The sequence below is a fragment of the Streptomyces sp. NPDC001663 genome (assembly GCF_042893105.1).
Lineage (GTDB): Bacteria > Actinomycetota > Actinomycetes > Streptomycetales > Streptomycetaceae > Streptomyces.
Window position 1 is genome coordinate 434,315 of record NZ_JBIAUR010000005.1, and the last position, 16,360, is coordinate 450,674.

The 16,360-nt window shown below is 71.7% G+C and carries 19 protein-coding genes; 13 read left to right on the forward strand and 6 right to left on the reverse strand.

Translation table 11 applies throughout. The annotated features are described in order from the left end of the window. Positions 1–19: 19 nt before the first annotated feature. A complete protein-coding gene (locus tag ACFY1L_RS18895) occupies positions 20–997 on the reverse strand; it encodes a hypothetical protein (protein WP_388824922.1) in 978 nt (325 codons plus the stop codon). A gap of 230 nt (positions 998–1,227) precedes the next feature. Between ACFY1L_RS18895 and ACFY1L_RS18900 the strand changes: the two genes are divergently transcribed. Together ACFY1L_RS18900 and ACFY1L_RS18905 are read left to right on the forward strand one after the other, a co-directional pair. After that, positions 1,228–1,647, forward strand: coding sequence for a helix-turn-helix transcriptional regulator (locus tag ACFY1L_RS18900; RefSeq protein ID WP_388824925.1), 420 nt, complete (start codon positions 1,228–1,230; stop codon positions 1,645–1,647). 4 nt (positions 1,648–1,651) lie between these two features. Beyond that, entirely contained in the window at positions 1,652–2,404 is a 753-nt protein-coding gene (locus tag ACFY1L_RS18905) for a hypothetical protein (RefSeq protein ID WP_388824928.1), read from the forward strand. 15 nt (positions 2,405–2,419) lie between these two features. Here the strand turns inward: ACFY1L_RS18905 and ACFY1L_RS18910 are convergent, their stop codons facing one another. Next, entirely contained in the window at positions 2,420–3,121 is a 702-nt protein-coding gene (locus ACFY1L_RS18910; protein WP_388824931.1) for a FadR/GntR family transcriptional regulator, read from the reverse strand. 130 nt (positions 3,122–3,251) lie between these two features. On the opposite strand from ACFY1L_RS18910, the gene ACFY1L_RS18915 reads away from it, so the two are divergent. The 5 genes from ACFY1L_RS18915 (at position 3,252) to ACFY1L_RS18935 (ending at position 8,209) form a co-directional block, all read left to right on the forward strand. Continuing rightward, positions 3,252–3,770, forward strand: a complete 519-nt coding sequence (locus tag ACFY1L_RS18915) for a gluconokinase (RefSeq protein WP_388824934.1) — start codon at positions 3,252–3,254, stop codon at positions 3,768–3,770. 37 nt (positions 3,771–3,807) lie between these two features. Then, positions 3,808–5,205 carry a GntP family permease gene (locus tag ACFY1L_RS18920; RefSeq protein WP_388824937.1) on the forward strand — a complete coding sequence of 466 codons (1,398 nt, stop codon included), beginning with the start codon at positions 3,808–3,810 and terminating at the stop codon, positions 5,203–5,205. Positions 5,206–5,215: 10 nt separating this feature from the next. Beyond that, complete coding sequence (locus ACFY1L_RS18925) at positions 5,216–5,974, forward strand: SDR family oxidoreductase (protein ID WP_388824940.1); 759 nt, start codon at positions 5,216–5,218, stop codon at positions 5,972–5,974. Positions 5,975–5,987: 13 nt separating this feature from the next. Next, positions 5,988–7,016 carry an L-idonate 5-dehydrogenase gene (locus ACFY1L_RS18930; protein ID WP_388824943.1) on the forward strand — a complete coding sequence of 343 codons (1,029 nt, stop codon included), beginning with the start codon at positions 5,988–5,990 and terminating at the stop codon, positions 7,014–7,016. Positions 7,017–7,093: 77 nt separating this feature from the next. Next, on the forward strand, positions 7,094–8,209 hold the full coding sequence (locus tag ACFY1L_RS18935) for a hypothetical protein (RefSeq protein ID WP_388824946.1): 1,116 nt from the start codon (positions 7,094–7,096) through the stop codon (positions 8,207–8,209). On the opposite strand, the gene ACFY1L_RS18940 is transcribed toward ACFY1L_RS18935, so the two are convergent. From ACFY1L_RS18940 to ACFY1L_RS18955, 4 genes are all read right to left on the reverse strand, one after another. Then, positions 8,147–8,773, reverse strand: a complete 627-nt coding sequence (locus tag ACFY1L_RS18940) for a cytochrome b/b6 domain-containing protein (RefSeq protein WP_388824949.1) — start codon at positions 8,771–8,773, stop codon at positions 8,147–8,149. The two genes, ACFY1L_RS18935 and ACFY1L_RS18940, sit on opposite strands and share 63 nt — an antisense overlap. Continuing rightward, the gene (locus ACFY1L_RS18945) at positions 8,757–9,509 is read right to left on the reverse strand and encodes a molybdopterin-dependent oxidoreductase (RefSeq protein ID WP_388824952.1); all 753 of its coding nucleotides are present in this window, start codon (positions 9,507–9,509) and stop codon (positions 8,757–8,759) included. The genes ACFY1L_RS18940 and ACFY1L_RS18945 overlap by 17 nt, the downstream gene beginning before the upstream one ends. 101 nt (positions 9,510–9,610) lie before the next feature. After that, entirely contained in the window at positions 9,611–11,146 is a 1,536-nt protein-coding gene (locus ACFY1L_RS18950) for an APC family permease (RefSeq protein WP_388824955.1), read from the reverse strand. A 32-nt stretch (positions 11,147–11,178) separates the two neighbouring features. Continuing rightward, entirely contained in the window at positions 11,179–12,129 is a 951-nt protein-coding gene (locus ACFY1L_RS18955; RefSeq protein WP_388824958.1) for a hypothetical protein, read from the reverse strand. Between the two features lie 376 nt (positions 12,130–12,505). Between ACFY1L_RS18955 and ACFY1L_RS18960 the strand changes: the two genes are divergently transcribed. The 6 genes from ACFY1L_RS18960 to ACFY1L_RS18985 all read left to right on the forward strand — a co-directional run bounded on the left by ACFY1L_RS18960 (position 12,506) and on the right by ACFY1L_RS18985 (position 16,357). After that, positions 12,506–13,399, forward strand: coding sequence for a DMT family transporter (locus tag ACFY1L_RS18960; RefSeq protein WP_388824961.1), 894 nt, complete (start codon positions 12,506–12,508; stop codon positions 13,397–13,399). A gap of 32 nt (positions 13,400–13,431) precedes the next feature. Next, a complete protein-coding gene (locus tag ACFY1L_RS18965) occupies positions 13,432–13,965 on the forward strand; it encodes an NUDIX hydrolase (RefSeq protein ID WP_388824964.1) in 534 nt (177 codons plus the stop codon). A 68-nt stretch (positions 13,966–14,033) separates the two neighbouring features. Then, complete coding sequence (locus tag ACFY1L_RS18970; protein ID WP_388824967.1) at positions 14,034–14,426, forward strand: YidH family protein; 393 nt, start codon at positions 14,034–14,036, stop codon at positions 14,424–14,426. Further along, on the forward strand, positions 14,423–14,746 hold the full coding sequence (locus ACFY1L_RS18975) for a DUF202 domain-containing protein (RefSeq protein ID WP_388824970.1): 324 nt from the start codon (positions 14,423–14,425) through the stop codon (positions 14,744–14,746). The genes ACFY1L_RS18970 and ACFY1L_RS18975 overlap by 4 nt, the downstream gene beginning before the upstream one ends. A 116-nt stretch (positions 14,747–14,862) precedes the next feature. Next, complete coding sequence (locus tag ACFY1L_RS18980) at positions 14,863–15,159, forward strand: hypothetical protein (protein WP_388824973.1); 297 nt, start codon at positions 14,863–14,865, stop codon at positions 15,157–15,159. Between the two features lie 175 nt (positions 15,160–15,334). Then, entirely contained in the window at positions 15,335–16,357 is a 1,023-nt protein-coding gene (locus ACFY1L_RS18985) for a phosphotransferase family protein (protein ID WP_388824975.1), read from the forward strand. Positions 16,358–16,360: the final 3 nt, after the last annotated feature.

A 16,360-nucleotide genomic window follows, 5' to 3' on the forward strand; every position in this document is an offset into this window, starting at 1 on the left:
TCTGCTGCGGGCGCCGAAGTCAGCGCAGGCCGGCGTATCCGGGGCGCCGCGGCCGCGTGCCCGGGGAGGGGCGGCGGGGTGCTCCGGCGCGCATGGCGGGACCCGCGGCGCGGCGGACCGCGGTGGTGGCGCGGACGTTGCGCTGCAGGGCGCGGGAGGTCTGCTGCGGGCTGCCCAGGACGCGGCGGGTCTGGCTCGCCATCACGCGGGCGGCGGTGCGCCGGTCCGCGGGTCGGCCCGCGGCCGCGCGGCTGCTGAGCACGCGGGCGGTGCGCCGGACGATCACCGGCACGGTCCGTACGGCGGGGCGGGTGATCCGCCGGCGGCGCAGTATCCGGGTCAATACACAGGTCGCGCGGACCAGATGCGGAAGCAGCCGGCGCAGCGCGGCACGGTCCTGGGCGGACAGCGCGGTGACCGTCGCCGCACCGATCATGCCCTCGGCCTCGGCCTCGGAGCGGGCCTGCGCCGCGACCGCCGCCATCATCTCGGCCATGGCCTCCTGCTGGTTGAGGGGGCGGGCCGATTCCTCCTCGGCCTCCGCCTCGAACTCGTCCTCGCCCTCGTCCTCGTAGAGGTACTCCTCCTCGAACTCGCCCTCACTCAGGGCGCGGGCGGCGAGATCCCCGGCCATACCGCCGAGGGGGCCGCCGACGATCCTGCCGACGATGGGCGCGGCGGTGCGGGCGACCCGGCGCAGGATGGGGGCGGCCCGCCGGACGAAGGCGCCGATCCGGCGGAAGAAGGCCTCGTCCTCGAACTCGCCCTCGAACTCGCCTTCGTACTCGCCCTCGTCCTCGTAGAGGTACTCCTCCTCGAACTCGCCCTCACCCTGGCCGAGAAGGCCGCCCACCGCTCCCATGATGCGGCCGAGGAACTCCTCGCCCTCGCCTTCGTCCTCGTAGAGGTACTCACCCTCCCCCTCGCCGGCGCCCTCGAACTCGCTCTCCAGGGCCGCTTCTTCTTCGTACTCCAGCTCGGCCTGGCGCATCTGCATGGCCGCCTCCCTCAAACACACTCGGACAACTCACCCTGCGCGCAGCGAGGTTGGGGCATCAATCGCACGTCCTGCCGCCGACCGGACCGGTCGCGTTCGGATGAGCGTCCCTCGGACGTGCTACACGCAAATGGGGCACAGCGCGGTCGCACCCGCTGTTAAAGTGCGCTGCATGCCGACTGGCGTGGAACCGGGTGAGGTTCCGGTCCGCTGAGGCAAGGGGGCTGGCGATGAAGGACGGGGCAGGCACCGGACTACTGGCCAGGGAGGAGACCGGCGCGGAAGTCGAGGCGCTGGCCGTGGAGTTGATCGGAAAGCTGGCCGGGGCCGACGGGCACGTCCTGCTGGACCTGGAGATCGACGGCGTGCGCTGCCTGGTCCTGCGCGGCGAGCGGACGGGGCCCGTCTCCTTACTGAGCCCGCGCGAGCTGGAGATCGCCCGCATGGTCGCCTGCGGCCACCCCAACAAGACGATCGCCTCGGTGCTGGAGATCAGCACCTGGACGGTGGCGTCCCATCTGCGCCGCATCTTCGTGAAGCTGGACGTGACGTCACGGGCGGCGATGGTCAGCCGACTGACCTCGGGAGATCAGCAACTGGGGCCCGATCCCGTCGAACTGACGCAGCCTCAGCTGTTGCCGGAGGGGTAGCACCATGGTTTCCCGATGGGACCGCTGGTCCCAGGCGGACGATGCGAACTGGCTCGAGCTCTACGGTGAGAGCGACCCCGTCTCCGTGCCGCTGGCCAGTCTGTTCCGCACCGGGCCGGAACCCGCGCAGGAGTTCGCCGCGTATCTCTACGTCTGGACGCTCGGGTACACGGGGCACGTGCCCGACAGGGCGGAGGTCCGGCTGCTGTTCCCGGCGGTCGACCGCTGGCGGGTGAAGGACGTCCAAGCGCTGGTGTACCACCTGCCTCCGGTTCAGGAGGAACGGGAGTGGCGCACCGCTCTGGCCGAGGATCTGAACGCGATCGCCCCGGCGGTGGGACTGGCCGGCGAGATAGCGGCCAACGTGACCCCGCTGCCCGGACTCAGCGCCGCCTCGGCCGCCATCGCCCATCTGAAGATGCGCAGCGCGCCGCAGGTCGGCAGGGACGCGTGGTACGTGCGCAGGATCCACCGGGTCACTGACGGGGCGCCGTACTACGGAGTCGAGTGGACGCTCCCCGGTAAGCTCCTCCAGCAGGTCGGCACCCGGGTCACCGGGGCGCTGCTGGTGCAGTACTTCACCGCCGAGCCCGTGCGCGGCGGCGGCCGACCGGGCGGTGCGCTGCTCTCCCACGCCAGGCTGACCGTCGAGGGCAGGGCCGTCGAGCTGCCGGCCGGATCCTGGTCCGACGACGCCGCGGTCGACGCCTTCGTCATGCTGCCGCTCACCGTGACTGCGCGGGGGACGGACGGATAACCACCCCAGGGCCCGTCACGGCGCCAGAATGTCCAGCTCCTGAAGCGCCCCCACCGTGATCTCCCGGGTCAGCTCCTCCGCGCGGGCCGCGTCTCCCTCCCGTACCGCCTCCGCGACCTGGACGTGCAGCGTCACCGCCGCCGGGTCGGGGTCCTCGAACATGACCTCGTGGTGGGTGCGGCCGGCGAGGACCTCGGCGACGACGTCGCCGAGGCGGGCGAACATCTCGTTGCCCGACGCGGCGAGGATCACCCGATGGAAGGCCATGTCGTGGACGAGGTACGCCTCCAGCTTGTGGCCGCGCGAGTTGGCGACCATGCTCAGCGCGCACTCGGTGAGCTCGGCGCACTGCTCGGCGGTCGCGTGCTTGGCGGCGAGGCCCGCCGCGACCGGCTCGACGGCCGAGCGCAGGACGGTGAGGGAGCGCAGCTGGTGGGGGCGGTCGGCGCCCTCCAGGCGCCAGCGGATGACCTGCGGGTCGTAGACGTTCCACTCGGACTTCGGGCGGACGGTCACGCCCACCCGGCGGCGCGACTCGACCAGGTGCATGGACTCGAGCACACGGACCGCCTCCCGCATCACCGAACGTGACACGTCGAAACGCTGGGCCAGCTCGTCCGTGCGCAGAACGCTGCCCGGCGGATACTCGCCCGCGGTGATCGCGGGGCCGAGGGAGTCCAGTACATGGCCGTGCAGCCCCCGGCCCGGTGTGCTCATGCACTCAGAGTACGGGGCGCGTCACACCCACAAAAAGTCAGACTTATTCATCACAGGGTCTTGAATTCGTCGTACCTAATCGGTTTCAGTTGCGTCGACATCACGTGTCGACGAGGACAGCGAGGCAGCAATGAGCACCCCCCATGTCGTCGTGGTCATGGGCGTCGCGGGCACAGGGAAGACCACCATCGGTCCCCTGCTCGCGACCCGGCTCGGCGTTCCGTACGCCGAGGGCGACGACTTCCACCCGCAGGCCAACATCGCCAAGATGTCGGCCGGCATCCCGCTCCAGGACGAGGACCGGTGGCCGTGGCTAGACGCCATCGGCGCCTGGGCGCACGGGCGGGCCGGGCTCGGCGGGGTGGTCAGCAGCTCGGCACTGAAGCGGTCGTACCGCGACCGGCTCAGGGCCGCCGCCCCCGGTGTCGTCTTCGTGCACCTCACGGGCGACCGCGCCCTCATCGAGGAGCGGATGTCGCACCGGCAGGGCCACTTCATGCCCACGGCGCTGCTCGACTCCCAGTTCGCCACGCTGCAGCCGCTGCAGCCGGACGAGGCGGGCGTCGCGGTGGACGTCACCGGCAGCCCCGAGGAGATCACCGAACGGGCCATGAAGGCACTCGCCGCACTCCCCCACGCTTCCCGGTAACACCTCCCCCTGTCCCCGTACCTGCAAGGGAACCCCCGTGACCAGACTCAGCGTCGAGATGCTGGCAGCGGACGCACCGGAGCCGATCACCTCGGCCGGCCACGCTCAGCTGGGCATAGCCGTTCTGGTGGGCATCGCCGTCATCGTCCTGCTCATCACCAAGTTCAAGCTGCACGCCTTCCTGTCCCTGACCATCGGCTCGCTGGTGCTCGGTGCCGTCGCCGGAGCGCCCCTCGACAAGGCGATCGCCAGCTTCACCACCGGGCTCGGCACCACGGTCGCCGGCGTGGGCGTGCTGATCGCGCTGGGCGCGATCCTCGGCAAGATGCTCGCCGACTCCGGCGGCGCCGACGAGATCGTCGACACGATCCTGGCGAAGGCGAGCGGCCGGGCGATGCCGTGGGCGATGGTGCTGATCGCCTCGGTGATCGGACTACCGCTGTTCTTCGAGGTCGGCGTCGTCCTGCTGATCCCGGTCGTACTGATGGTCGCCAAGCGCGGCAACTACTCCCTGATGCGCATCGGCATCCCGGCGCTCGCCGGACTGTCCGTGATGCACGGTCTGGTGCCGCCGCACCCCGGGCCGCTGGTCGCGATCGACGCGGTCAAGGCCAACCTCGGCGTCACGCTGGCCCTCGGCGTCCTCATCGCCATACCGACGGTGATCATCGCCGGTCCGCTGTTCTCGAAGGTCGCCGCGCGCTGGGTGGACGTGCCCGCGCCCGACCGGATGATTCCCCAGCGCGCCTCCGAGGAGTTGGACAAGCGCCCGGGCTTCGGCGCCACGCTCACCACGATCCTCCTCCCGGTCGTCCTGATGCTCTCCAAGGCGCTGGTCGACATCGTCATCGACGACCCGACCAACCTCACCCAGCGCGTCTTCGACGTCATCGGCTCCCCGCTGATCGCCCTGCTCGCCGCCGTGCTGCTGGGCATCTTCACCCTGCTCAGGCCCGCCGGGTTCGGCAAGGAGCGGCTGACGCCGCTGGTCGAGAACGGTCTCGCGCCCATCGCCGGCATCCTGCTGATCGTCGGCGCGGGCGGCGGCTTCAAGCAGACGCTGATCGACACCGGTGTGGGCCAGATGATCCTGGACATCTCCAAGGACTGGTCGATCCCGGCCCTGTTGCTGGCCTGGCTGATCGCGGTGATCATCCGCCTCGCCACCGGCTCGGCGACGGTGGCGACGGTCTCGGCGGCCGGCCTGGTCGCCCCGCTCGCGGCCGACATGTCGACCACCCACGCGGCCCTGCTGGTCCTCGCCATCGGAGCCGGCTCGCTCTTCTTCAGCCACGTCAACGACGCCGGATTCTGGCTGGTGAAGGAGTACTTCGGCCTGAGCGTCGGCCAGACCGTCAAGACCTGGTCCGTCATGGAGACGATCATCTCGGTGGTCGCGGGCGGTCTGGTCCTCCTCCTCTCACTGGTCATCTAGGGGTACGGGAATGAGTCACCCTCTGTTCGACATCAGCGGCCGCACGGCCCTGGTCACCGGCTCCAGCCGCGGCATCGGGCTCGCCCTCGCCCGCGGTCTCGCGGAGGCCGGCTGCACGGTGGTCCTCAACGGCCGGGACGCCGACCGCCTCGCCAAGGCGGCCGGTGAACTGCCCGGTGACGTCCACACGGCCGTGTTCGACGTGACCGACGGTCCGTCGGTGGCCGCCGGCATCGCGGACGTCGAGGAGCGGGTCGGTCCGCTCGACATCCTCGTCAACAACGCGGGCATGCAACTGCGCGCCCCGCTCCTGGAGTTCACGGACGGCGACTGGCACCGCATCCTGAACACCAATCTCACCAGCGCGTTCCTGGTCGGCCGCGAGGCGGCCCGCCGGATGACGGAGCGTGGCCACGGCAAGATCGTGAACATCTGCTCACTGCAGAGCGAGGTGGTGCGCCCCGGCATCGCGCCCTACGCGGCCACCAAGGGCGCCCTGAAGATGCTCACCAAGGGCATGTGCGCGGACTGGGGCCCGTACGGCGTCCAGGTCAACGGCCTGGGCCCGGGCTACATCGAGACGGAACTGACCCAGCCCCTCGTCGAGGACGAGGAGTTCAGCGCCTGGGTGCGCCGCCGCACCCCGGCCGGCCGCTGGGGCACGACCGGGGACCTGGTGGGCGGGGTGTTGTTCCTCGCCTCGCCGGCCGCGGACTTCGTGAGCGGGCAGGTGCTGTATGTCGACGGCGGAATGACGAGCGTGCTGTGAAAGGGGCTTCGGGATGCTCGGTTGTGTGATCCACGCTCAGGACGACCTGCGCGTAGAGGAGTTGCCGGTCCCGGAGCCCGGGCCCGGTGAGGCGCTGATCGCCGTCCGCTTCGGCGGCGTCTGCGGCTCCGACCTGCACTACTGGCGGCACGGCGGGGTCGGCGACTTCCGCCTCAAGGAACCGATGCTGCTGGGGCACGAGGTGGTGGGCACGGTCGTCGCGTACGGTGCCGGGGCGTCAGGTCCGGTTCCCGGTACGGCCGTTGCCGTGCACCCCGCGACGCCGTGCGGCGCCTGCCCCGAGTGCGTGGACGGGCGGCGCAACGTCTGCCGGGACACGCGCTACCTCGGCAGCGCGGCCCGTTTCCCGCACATCCAGGGCGGCTTCGCGGCCCAAGTGGTCGTACCCACCGAGCAGTTGAGGCCGCTCCCGGAGGGCCTGGAGCTGCAGCGGGCGGCACTCGCCGAACCGCTCTCCGTCGCCCTGCACGCCGTACGCCGGGCGGGCGACCTGACCGGCAGGCACGTCCTGGTCACCGGCGCCGGTCCCATCGGCTGCCTGGTGGTCGCGGCGGCCAAGGCGGCGGGCGCCGCACGGGTGACGGTCACCGACCTGCTCCCGGCGGCCCTGGAGTACGCGCGAATCGCCGGTGCCGACACCCTCGTACGGGCCGACGATCCGGACGACGCCGGGTGGCCGGCCGAGGTGGACGTGGCCGTCGAGGCGTCCGGGGTGGCCGCCGGGCTGGACACCTGTCTGCGTCTGGTGCGGCGCGGTGGGGTCGTCGTCCAGCTGGGGATGCTGCCGCCGGGGCCGAGCCCGTTCGCCGGGAACCTCGTCGTCAGCCGGGAGATCGAGCTGCGGGGCGCGTTCCGCTTCGACACGGAGTTCGACGAGGCGCTGCGGCTGCTCGCCGCCGAGCCGGCGTTCGACGGGCTGGTCAGCGCGGTTGTCCCGGTGACGGACGCGGAGTCGGCGTTCGCCCTGGCCGCCGACCGCAGCCGTTCCTGCAAGGTGCTGCTGGACTTCGGAACGTCATGAACGTCCCCCAACGGCACTTCCTGAACATCCCCTAACGATCCGCAAAAGACGGCTTCCCCGACGGCACGGTCGGCCCGATGATGAGGGGACCCCTGGACCACGGCGTCCAGGGGCCGACCGTGTCGGGGGGCGTCATGGCGGTTTCCCTCGGGATGCGTATCTCGGGGCTGCTCGTGGTCGGAGCGGTGGCGGTGGCCGTCGCGGCCTTCGGCGGTGACGGAAGTGGCAGGCCGGACCGAGGGGGCCGGGAGGGCACGGTCGTGCCCGTCGGGCCGTCGGACAGCCCGCGCACCCACACGTCATCCGCCTCCCCCACTCCCCGGACGTCACCCGCCGGGGAGGCGAGCGGCACGGTCGGCCCGAGCGGACCGCACCACACCCACACCACCACGCCGCCCCCGAGCAGCGCCTCCCCCACCCCTTCCGCCGGCAACAAGCCCCTCCTGAGCCCCGGTTGGCTCCCACGGGGCCCCGCCTCGCCCAACGCCGACGCCGTACCGGACCCGGCGAGCGTCTACGACCGCCTCCGCGACCCCGCCCGGTGCCGGGCCGCCCTCAAGGTGATCCCACCGGTCTCCGCGGACCCGGAGTGGCGGGTGCTGCGGGCCCTCGCCGCCGCCTGCCTGGCCGTCCAGGGCAAGGGCGGCAGCTGGGAGACAGCGGCCCGGGAGTACACCGCTCTCGCGGGCAAGGCCGACACCTGCAAGGGCCGGGCCGCCTACGCCGTACTGGGCGGGCTGCTGGACTTCCACCGGCAACACCCGGACGCCACCGTGCAGTTGCAGGCTTCGTCGGGCGGCACACCCGCGTGCGTCTATCGGATCGCCGGGGTGGACAGGAACGAGGCCCAGCCGGGCGACACGGTCGGGATCGAGCTGCGCGGCACCTACTTCGACCATGCCGAACTGCTGCGTTACGGCAGCGTGTTGATCGGCGGCAAGCAGTTGCCCGGGCCACCGGTGCCGCGGTCCGAGTCCGGTGACGAAGTGGTGCTGTCCGCGGTCGTCCCGGCCCTGGACGGCTACCCGAAGACCGTCGACGTGGTCGTCCGGTACGGCGCCGTCGAGGTGCGGCTCGAGGACGCCTTCACCGTCGTGGCACCGAACGTGCTCCCGTCGCCGAGCGTGCCGTCAGGGACGCCACAAGGGATGCTCCCGTTCGGCCCACTCCCGGCTCACCTTCCCCGTGCGTAGCCCCTGGCGCGCCTGCGGATCACCGATCGCCATGCCGATGTGACCGGCGAGCACGATGCCGACCGTCAGGGCCAGCCAGTCGTGGACGAAGGTCGCGCTGGTGCGCCACATCAGCGGGGTGAGGTGGGTGAACCACATGATCAGCCCCGTGCCGAGCATCACCAGCGACGCCCCGGCGATCCAGGCCGCATAGATCTTCTGCCCCGCGTTGAACTTCGCCGCCGGACGCTGCGACTGCCGCTTGTCCCGGCGCAGGGCCGCGCGCAGCCAGACCTTGTCGTGCGGCCCGAAGCGGTTCAGGTGCCCCAGGTCGGCGCGGAAGTGACGGAAGACGAGACCCACCAGGACGGGCACCGGCAGGGCGAGCCCGGCGCACTCGTGGACACGGACCACCAGCTCGCGGCGGCCGACCATTTCGGCGAGCTCCGGGACGTACAGGAAGGCGGCCGTCACCACGCACACACCCATCAGCGCGGCCGTGGTGCGGTGCACCCACTTCTGCACCGGGCCGAACCGGCGGACCTCGGTGACCGACGGGGTGTGCGCCTCAGCTCGTAGGGTCATCTTCCCGCCCGTTCGACTTGCCGACCCAGGCGTCGACGTCGTAGCCCCGCTCCTCCCAGTAGCCCGGCTTCACGTCCTCGGTGACGGTGATGCCGGAGAGCCACTTGGCGGACTTGTAGAAGTACATGGGCGCCACGTACAGGCGGACCGGGCCGCCGTGGTTGTGGCCGATGTCCTTGTTCTGCATGCGCAGCGCGACCAGGACGTCGGAGCGGCGGGCCTGTTCGAGGGTGAGGCTCTCGGTGTACGCCCCGTCGAAGCAGGTGAAGCGCACCGCCCCGGCCTTGGCCCGCACCCCCGCGGCGTCCAGCAGCCGGGACAGGCGCACCCCTTCGAACGGTGTGTCCGGCACCCGCCACCCGGTCACGCACTGGACGTCCTTGACCAGCTTGGTCTGCGGCAGGGCGCGCAGGTCGTCGAGTGTGTAGGTCTTCGGGTGGTCGACCAGGCCGTCCACCGTGAGCCGGTAGTTCGAGGCGTTCCTGTGCGGTACGGAGGAGGTCACCGAGTAGTAGCGGAAGCCGCCGCCGTTGGGCAGCAGGCCCGTCAGGCCGGTGGGGTCCTTGTCGGCCGCGGCACCCAGGAAGCCCTCCAGCGCGCGCTGCAGCGTGGGCGCGGCGACCACGCCGAGGGCGCCCAGACCGATGGTGCCGAGCAGCACGCGCCGGCCGACCGGAGTGCCGCGCTGCTCGGGCGGCTCCGGCTCGCCGGGTTCCTCGGGTTGTTCGGAGTTCACGTACCCATTCGAACACCCGCGACCCCGGCCCGGCCAGGAATCGCGGGTGCTCGTCAGGGTTCCGTAATCACTTCTTACGGCGTTCTCAGAAACCCGGGTTGCTACGGCGTCTCCTGCGCCGCCTTGTCCAGCTGGAACGCCTCATTGCCGAGACCGATGCGGGCGTGGGCCTCGGGCGAGCGGGAGCGCAGGACCAGACCCTGGACCAGGCCGACGATCAGGGCGAGGCCGATGATGCCGGGCAGCGCCCAGCTCAGGGCCGAGTCCGGGCCGGCGCCGACCAGGACGTCGAAGTCCTTGACCGTGTAGCCGGCGATCACCAGCAGGGCGACGGCGGCGAGCGCGGAGGTGACCAGCCGCCAGGCCTGGGCGCCCACGGCCCCGCGCCGGGCGAAGAAGACGATGACCGAGACCGAGGCCGCCGCCATCAGCAGGATCACGCCGAGCGCGCCGATGTTGCCGAACCAGGTGAACAGGTGCAGGACGGGTTCGGTCGGGTCGCCGGTGGGCTTGTCGTCGGCGACCGCGAAGGCGATGACGACGACCGCGGAGACGGCGGTCTGCAGCAGGGAGCCCGTGCCGGGCGCTCCGCTCGTGCCCGTCGTCCGGCCGAAGGTCCGCGGCAGCAGTCCCTCGCGGCCCATGGCGAAGGCGTACCGGGCGACGACGTTGTGGAAGCTGAGCAGTGCCGCGAACATGCCGGTCACGAACAGGACGTGCAGGACGTCGGTGAAGGTGGCGCCGAGCCGGTCCTCGGTCAGGAAGAACAGCAGCCCGGCGCTCTGCTTCTGCGCGGTGCCGACGATCGCGGAGGGGCCGGTGGCGACGGTGTACGCCCAGGAGCTGACCGCGAAGAAGACGGTGACGAAACCGACCGCGAGCAGCATCACGCGCGGGACGAGGACGTGCGGCCGGCTGGTCTCCTCGGCGTACACGGGCGCCTGCTCGAAGCCGGTGAAGGCGGCGATGCAGAAGCACAGGGCGGTGCCGACGCCGGCGCCGGTGAGTGTGTCCGGGTTGAAGGCGTGCAGGGAGAGGCCCTGCTTGGCCGGGTCCGCGATCGCCGCGAAGTCGAAGACGACGACCAGGATCACCTCGACGACCAGCAGCACGCCGAGCACGCGCGCGTTGACGTCGATCTTCAGCCAGCCCAGCGCGCCGACGAGCAGCACGGCCGCCAGCGCCGGTATCCACCACGAGACGTCGACGTCGGCGTAGGTGGCGAACAGCCCGGAGACCTCGAAGCCGAAGATGCCGTAGATGCCGACCTGGAGGGCGCTGTAGGCGGCGAGGGCGACCAGGGCCGCGCTCGCTCCCGCGGTGCCGCCGAGTCCGCGGGAGATGTAGGCGTAGAAGGCGCCCGCGTTGTGCACGTGCCGGCTCATCTCCGCGTAGCCGACGCTGAAGAGGACCAGCACCACACCGAGGACGACGAAGAGCAGGGGCTGTCCGACGATGCCCATCACCGCGAATGTGGTGGGCATGACACCGGCGACCACCATGAGGGGTGCGGTCGCGGCGAGCACGGAGAGCAGCAGGCCCCCCGTGCCGAGGCGGTCGGCGCGCAGGGCGCGTTCCTCGCCGAGATAGGTACTGATGGCGGCGGGTCTGCTCGCACTCGAATTGCCCGTGGTCATCGGGGGACCATCCTTCTGTCGACGTCTGACTGTCATGCCGTGCCGAGCGCGGCGGCGCGCGCGGCACGGAAGGCGGAGTGCGGATCGCGGTCCGGGTACGACCAGGGCGCGGCGGTGGCGTGCTCGCCGATCCGGTGGAACAGTGCGGCGGCCTCGGCGCCCCGGCCCTCGCAGACCTTGGCGTGGGCGAGGAAGTTGAGGTCGACCAGGCGGCGCGGGTGGCCCTCGTGCTCCCACTCCAGCCACCAGTCGAAGGCGGCCTTCATCACCTGCCGGGCCCGGCGCCCGCTCCAGTGGCGCGAGGCGGCCGGGTCGGCGGGCTCGAATCCGGCGGCGGCCAGGACGCGGTAGCGCTCGGCGTGCGCCACGACCGGGAGGATCGCGAGCGGGGAGTCGGCGGGGGCCTGCTCGGCGGCCCAGTTGGCGAAGTCGTAGACCTCGTGCAGCGGGTCCGGACCGGCGTCGGCGCGGCGCTCGGCGAGGCGGGCGACCATCAGGTGGTGGGCGTGGTGATGGTCGGCGTACCGGGCCCGGACCTCGTCGAAGAGCAGCTCGGTCTCCGCCCCGCCGCCGACGGCACGCTCCAGCATCAGCAGCCCGAGCCACGGGGTGGGGTCGGCGGGCACCAGCGCGGCGGCGTCCCGGCAGGCACCGCGGGCGCGGTCCGGCTTCTCCTTGCCGCGCAGGGCCTGCTGGACGAGTGAGAGCGCGAGCAGTACGGCGGCATCGGCGGAGTCGGGCTCGGCGAGCAGCCAGTCCCGGGCCCAGGCGGAGCTGTACGGCTCCAGGGCGAGGACGGTGATCCGGTGTCCGCGCCGGTCCCAGTCGTCACCGGTCTGCACGAGCAGCGACCGCGCGGCCTGCCACCGCCCCTGCGCCAACGCGGCCCGGGCGCCGACGAGTTCGGCGTCGTCCAGGGCCGCGTCGAGAACCTGGGCCGCGCGCTTGCGGCCCCGGCCTAGAGATGGCGGGGGTGGTGGCACCGCGGAACCTGGTTTCGGTTTGCCGTCGACTGGTCACGCACAGCAAACCCGCAGCCAATGGTTTGCGTCAAGGGACGAACTGGCGTTACACGCGTCAACTTCCGTTACTGGAGGGGCACTTGTGATCAAGCCGCCGGCTGTCGCCACCGTGCCGCCGGTCACCGTGTGGCGTACGCCATGGCGCGCCCCGCCCCGGCCCCGCACCATGGCGGAACAACCGAGTCACCGCCCTTGATCGTCCCTTTGATCGTCCGGGCGACGTGACCGAATCGACGGCCCGGATCCGGGCACTCCCAGGGGCAAGCCGGGCCCTGGGACGCTACAGTCACCCACTACGCACCCCGTGGCCCGGCCTATCTGACTCGAGGTACGCAGCGTGTCCGTCCTGGTTCTGATTCTCGCCGTGAGCGCCGCCTGCTGCCTGGGCTTCGGGTTCGTGCTCCAGCAGAACGCGGCCCAGCGGGCACCCCTGAGCGACTTCCTCTCACCGCGGCTGCTCTTCGACCTGATGCAGGTGCCGCGCTGGCTGGGCGGCATCGCGCTGATGGTGGCCGGCATGGTCCTCGGGGCGATCGCCCTGAGCCAGGGCGAGATCTCCCTCGTCGAACCGCTCCTCGCCACCAACCTCCTCTTCGCCCTCGCCCTCTCCCGCAGGCAGACCAGACAGCCGCTGGGCCGCCAGGGCTGGGCGGGCCTCGCACTGCTGGCGGGCGGCGTCACGGCGTTCATCGTCGCGGGCGAGCCGCGCGGCGGCACCGCGATCACCGATCCCTTCCGCCACTGGCTGATCATCGGCGCCATGGTCGGCCTGGCCCTCCTCCTGACGACCTACGCGAAGCGCTCCCGCCTGAGCGCCGCCCCCGTCCTCCTCGCCCTCGCCGCGGGTCTCCTCTACGGCGTCCAGGACGCCCTCACCCGGGTCAGCGGCCAGCGCTTCTCCGAGGGCGGCCTCACCGAGCTGGTGACCGGCTGGCAGCCGTACGGCGTCGTGGTCCTCGGTGTCACCGGCCTGGTCCTGGTCCAGAGCGCCTTCGAGACGGCGCCCCTGCGCATGTCGCTGCCCGCCCTCACCGCCGCCCAGCCGCTGGCCGGCATCCTCTGCGGAGTGGGCTTCCTGGGCGACCGCCTGCGCACCGACACCGGCGCGCTCGCCTGGGAGGCGGCGGGCCTCGCGGCGATCGTCGGCGGCATCGTCCTGCTCGGTCTGCACCCCTGCATGCCGAGCGGCTCGGCCAAGCCGGAGCGGGTACGGGACCTGCAGCCGAACTGACCGCGGCACCGCCGTACTGCTTGGATGGCGGCATGACGACCCCAGCAGACGAGATCCTCGACATCGTCGACGAGAACGACCAGGTCATCGGCCAGTCCCCGCGCGGCAGGGCCTACGCCGAGGGCCTGCGCCACCGCTGCGTCTTCATCCAGGCCCGGGACTCGGCCGGCCGCCTTTTCGTCCACCGCCGCACCCCGACCAAGCTGGTCTTCCCCTCCCTCTACGACATGTGGGTCGGCGGAGTGGTCGGCGCGGGCGAGTCCTACGACGACGCGGCCCTGCGCGAGGCCGAGGAGGAACTCGGCGTCCGTGGCCTCCCGAGCCCGCACTTCCTCTTCAAGTTCCTCTACGACGACGGCGCCGGTCAGACCTGGTGGTCGGCGGTGTACGAGGTCCGCTGCGACCTGCCGGTCAGCCCGCAGGTCGAGGAGGTGGGCTGGCACGACTTCCTGCCGGAGGCGGAGGTGGAGCGGCGGTTGGCCGAGTGGGAGTGGGTGCCGGACGGAGTGGCGGCGTACCGACACTGGAAGGCCTACCGGGGCAAATCCAGCCCGTCCGGCGTTTGAGGACGAGGCCTTTCGGGCCGAAGCGGGGGTCTGGGGGCGGCAGCCCCCAGCATCGGTAAGGTCACCCCGTGATCGAATTCGCACGGAACATCCGGCTCTGGTTCACCCCCGAGCAGATGCGAGAAGAAGGCGGCACGCCGGACTACCGCTTCTCGCTGGCGAACGAGCGCACCTTCCTGGCCTGGCTGCGCACCGCTCTCGCCCTGATCGGCGGCGGCTTCGCGGTGGACCAGTTCCTGCCCGACCTGCGCTGGGCCTGGCGCGTGGGACTCGCCCTCGCACTGCTCGGCGCCGGCGTGCTGTGCTCCCTGCGCGCGGTCAACCACTGGATGCGCTGCGAGAGGGCCATGCGGCGCGGCGAGGACCTGCCGGTCTCACGCTTCCCGGCGGTGCTGAGCATCGTCGTCGCCGTCGTGGCCGTCGCCATGGTCGTCGTCGTACTCGTCGGGTGGGAGGGATGAACGCCGCCGCGGACCGGGAACGCGACCCCGGACTGCAGCCGGAGCGGACCCGGCTCGCCTGGCGGCGCACGACCCTGGCGAGCACCGTCGCCGCCGTGCTCGCCGTCAAGACCGCACTGCACGGCGGCCCGTCCGTGACCGGGGTCGTCGCCTGCGCCCTGTGCTGCGCGCTCTGGCTGGGCTTCCTCCTCATCGCCCACCGCCGCATCCGCACCCTTGCGTCGACCGACAGCCCGCTGCCGCTCGTCCCCCGCAACGCCACGGCGGCGGTCCTGTGCACGGTGGCCCTGGCTGCGTGCGGGGCCGCACTGGTCTTCTGACCGGACGCTCCCGCCCCGCCGAACCGGGACGCCACGCAAGCCGAATGACCCGATATGTACGGTTCGCGTGGCAGCCTGTGCGACGTCACCACCCGCACTTCCCGAAGGTGAGCACCATGACCACCCTCCACCTGGAACACGCCTCCCACACCCACGCCCACGGCCCGGGCTGCGGACACACGGAGGTGCCCCACGGAGACCACGTCGACTACGCGCACGACGGGCATCTGCACCGCGAACACGACGGCCACTGGGACGAGTGCGAGCCGAACGGCCACGCCCCCCACGACGCCCACGAGCACCGGCACGGCGAGAACTGCGGACACGAGAGCGTCCTGCACGGCGACCACGTCGACTACCTGCACGACGGCCACCGGCACGCCCCGCACAACGGCCACTGGGACGACCACTGACCCGGCACCGCCCCCGCGTCGGCCGGAAAGCACAACCCGACAGCTCCCCGCCGCACCCGGCGGGGAGCTGTCGGCCTATCGTGGCTCCGATCACCTTCACCCCGCCCACTGGACTGCATACCGACCAGTCGGCATGATGGTGCCAGTCCCGTTCACGCGCGCATAAGGAGCATCGATGAGCCCCGACCACCCGCCAGGTCTCGATCTCGACCGGCTGCGCGGCCTGCTCGACCGCGAGCGGCCAGGTCTGGTGCACGGCCCCCTGACCGGCCGGCTGATCGAGGGCGGACGGTCGAACCTCACGTACGCGCTCTCGGACGGCACCTCGAAATGGGTCGTACGACGTCCGCCGCTCGGCCATGTGCTGGCCACGGCGCACGACATGAAGCGCGAGCACCGGGTGATCAGCGCACTGCACCCGACGGACGTGCCGGTGCCGCGCCCGGTGCTGCTCTGCGAGGACGAGGAGGTGCTCGGGTCGCCGTTCTACGTCATGGAGTTCGTGGCGGGCACCCCGTACCGCACGGCCGACCAGCTCGCCCCGCTCGGCCCGGAGCGCACCCGAGGCGCGGTGCTGTCCCTGGTGGACACCCTGGTCGAGCTGCACGGGGTCGACCCCGGCGAGGTCGGTCTCGCCGACTTCGGCCGCCCCGAGGGCTTCCTGGACCGCCAACTGCGCCGCTGGGGCAAGCAGTTGGACGCCTCCCGCAACCGCGAGCTGGCCGGCATCGACGAGCTGCACGCCTCGCTCGGCCGACAGCTGCCCGCCTCCCCCGCGCCGGCCGTGGTCCACGGCGACTACCGCCTCGACAACGTCCTGATCGGCGAGGACGACAGGATCAAGGCGATCCTCGACTGGGAGATGTCGACGCTCGGCGACCCGCTCACCGACCTGGGCCTGCTGGTGATGTACAGCATGCCGCTGGGCACGCCCGACTCCCCGGTGTCCACGACCGCCGAGGCCCCCGGCCACCCGGACCCCGCCGAGCTGATCGAGCGCTACGCGGCCCGCTCCGGGCGCGATGTCTCGGCCGTCTCCTGGTACACGGCGTTCGCCTGGTTCAAGCTCGCCGTGATCCTCGAGGGCATCCACTACCGCTACACGCTGGGCCAGACGGTCGGCCGCGGCTTCGACCGGATCGGCGACCTGGTGCCCGTCTTCATCGAGCACGGCCTGACCACTCTCCAGGAAGGCTGACGG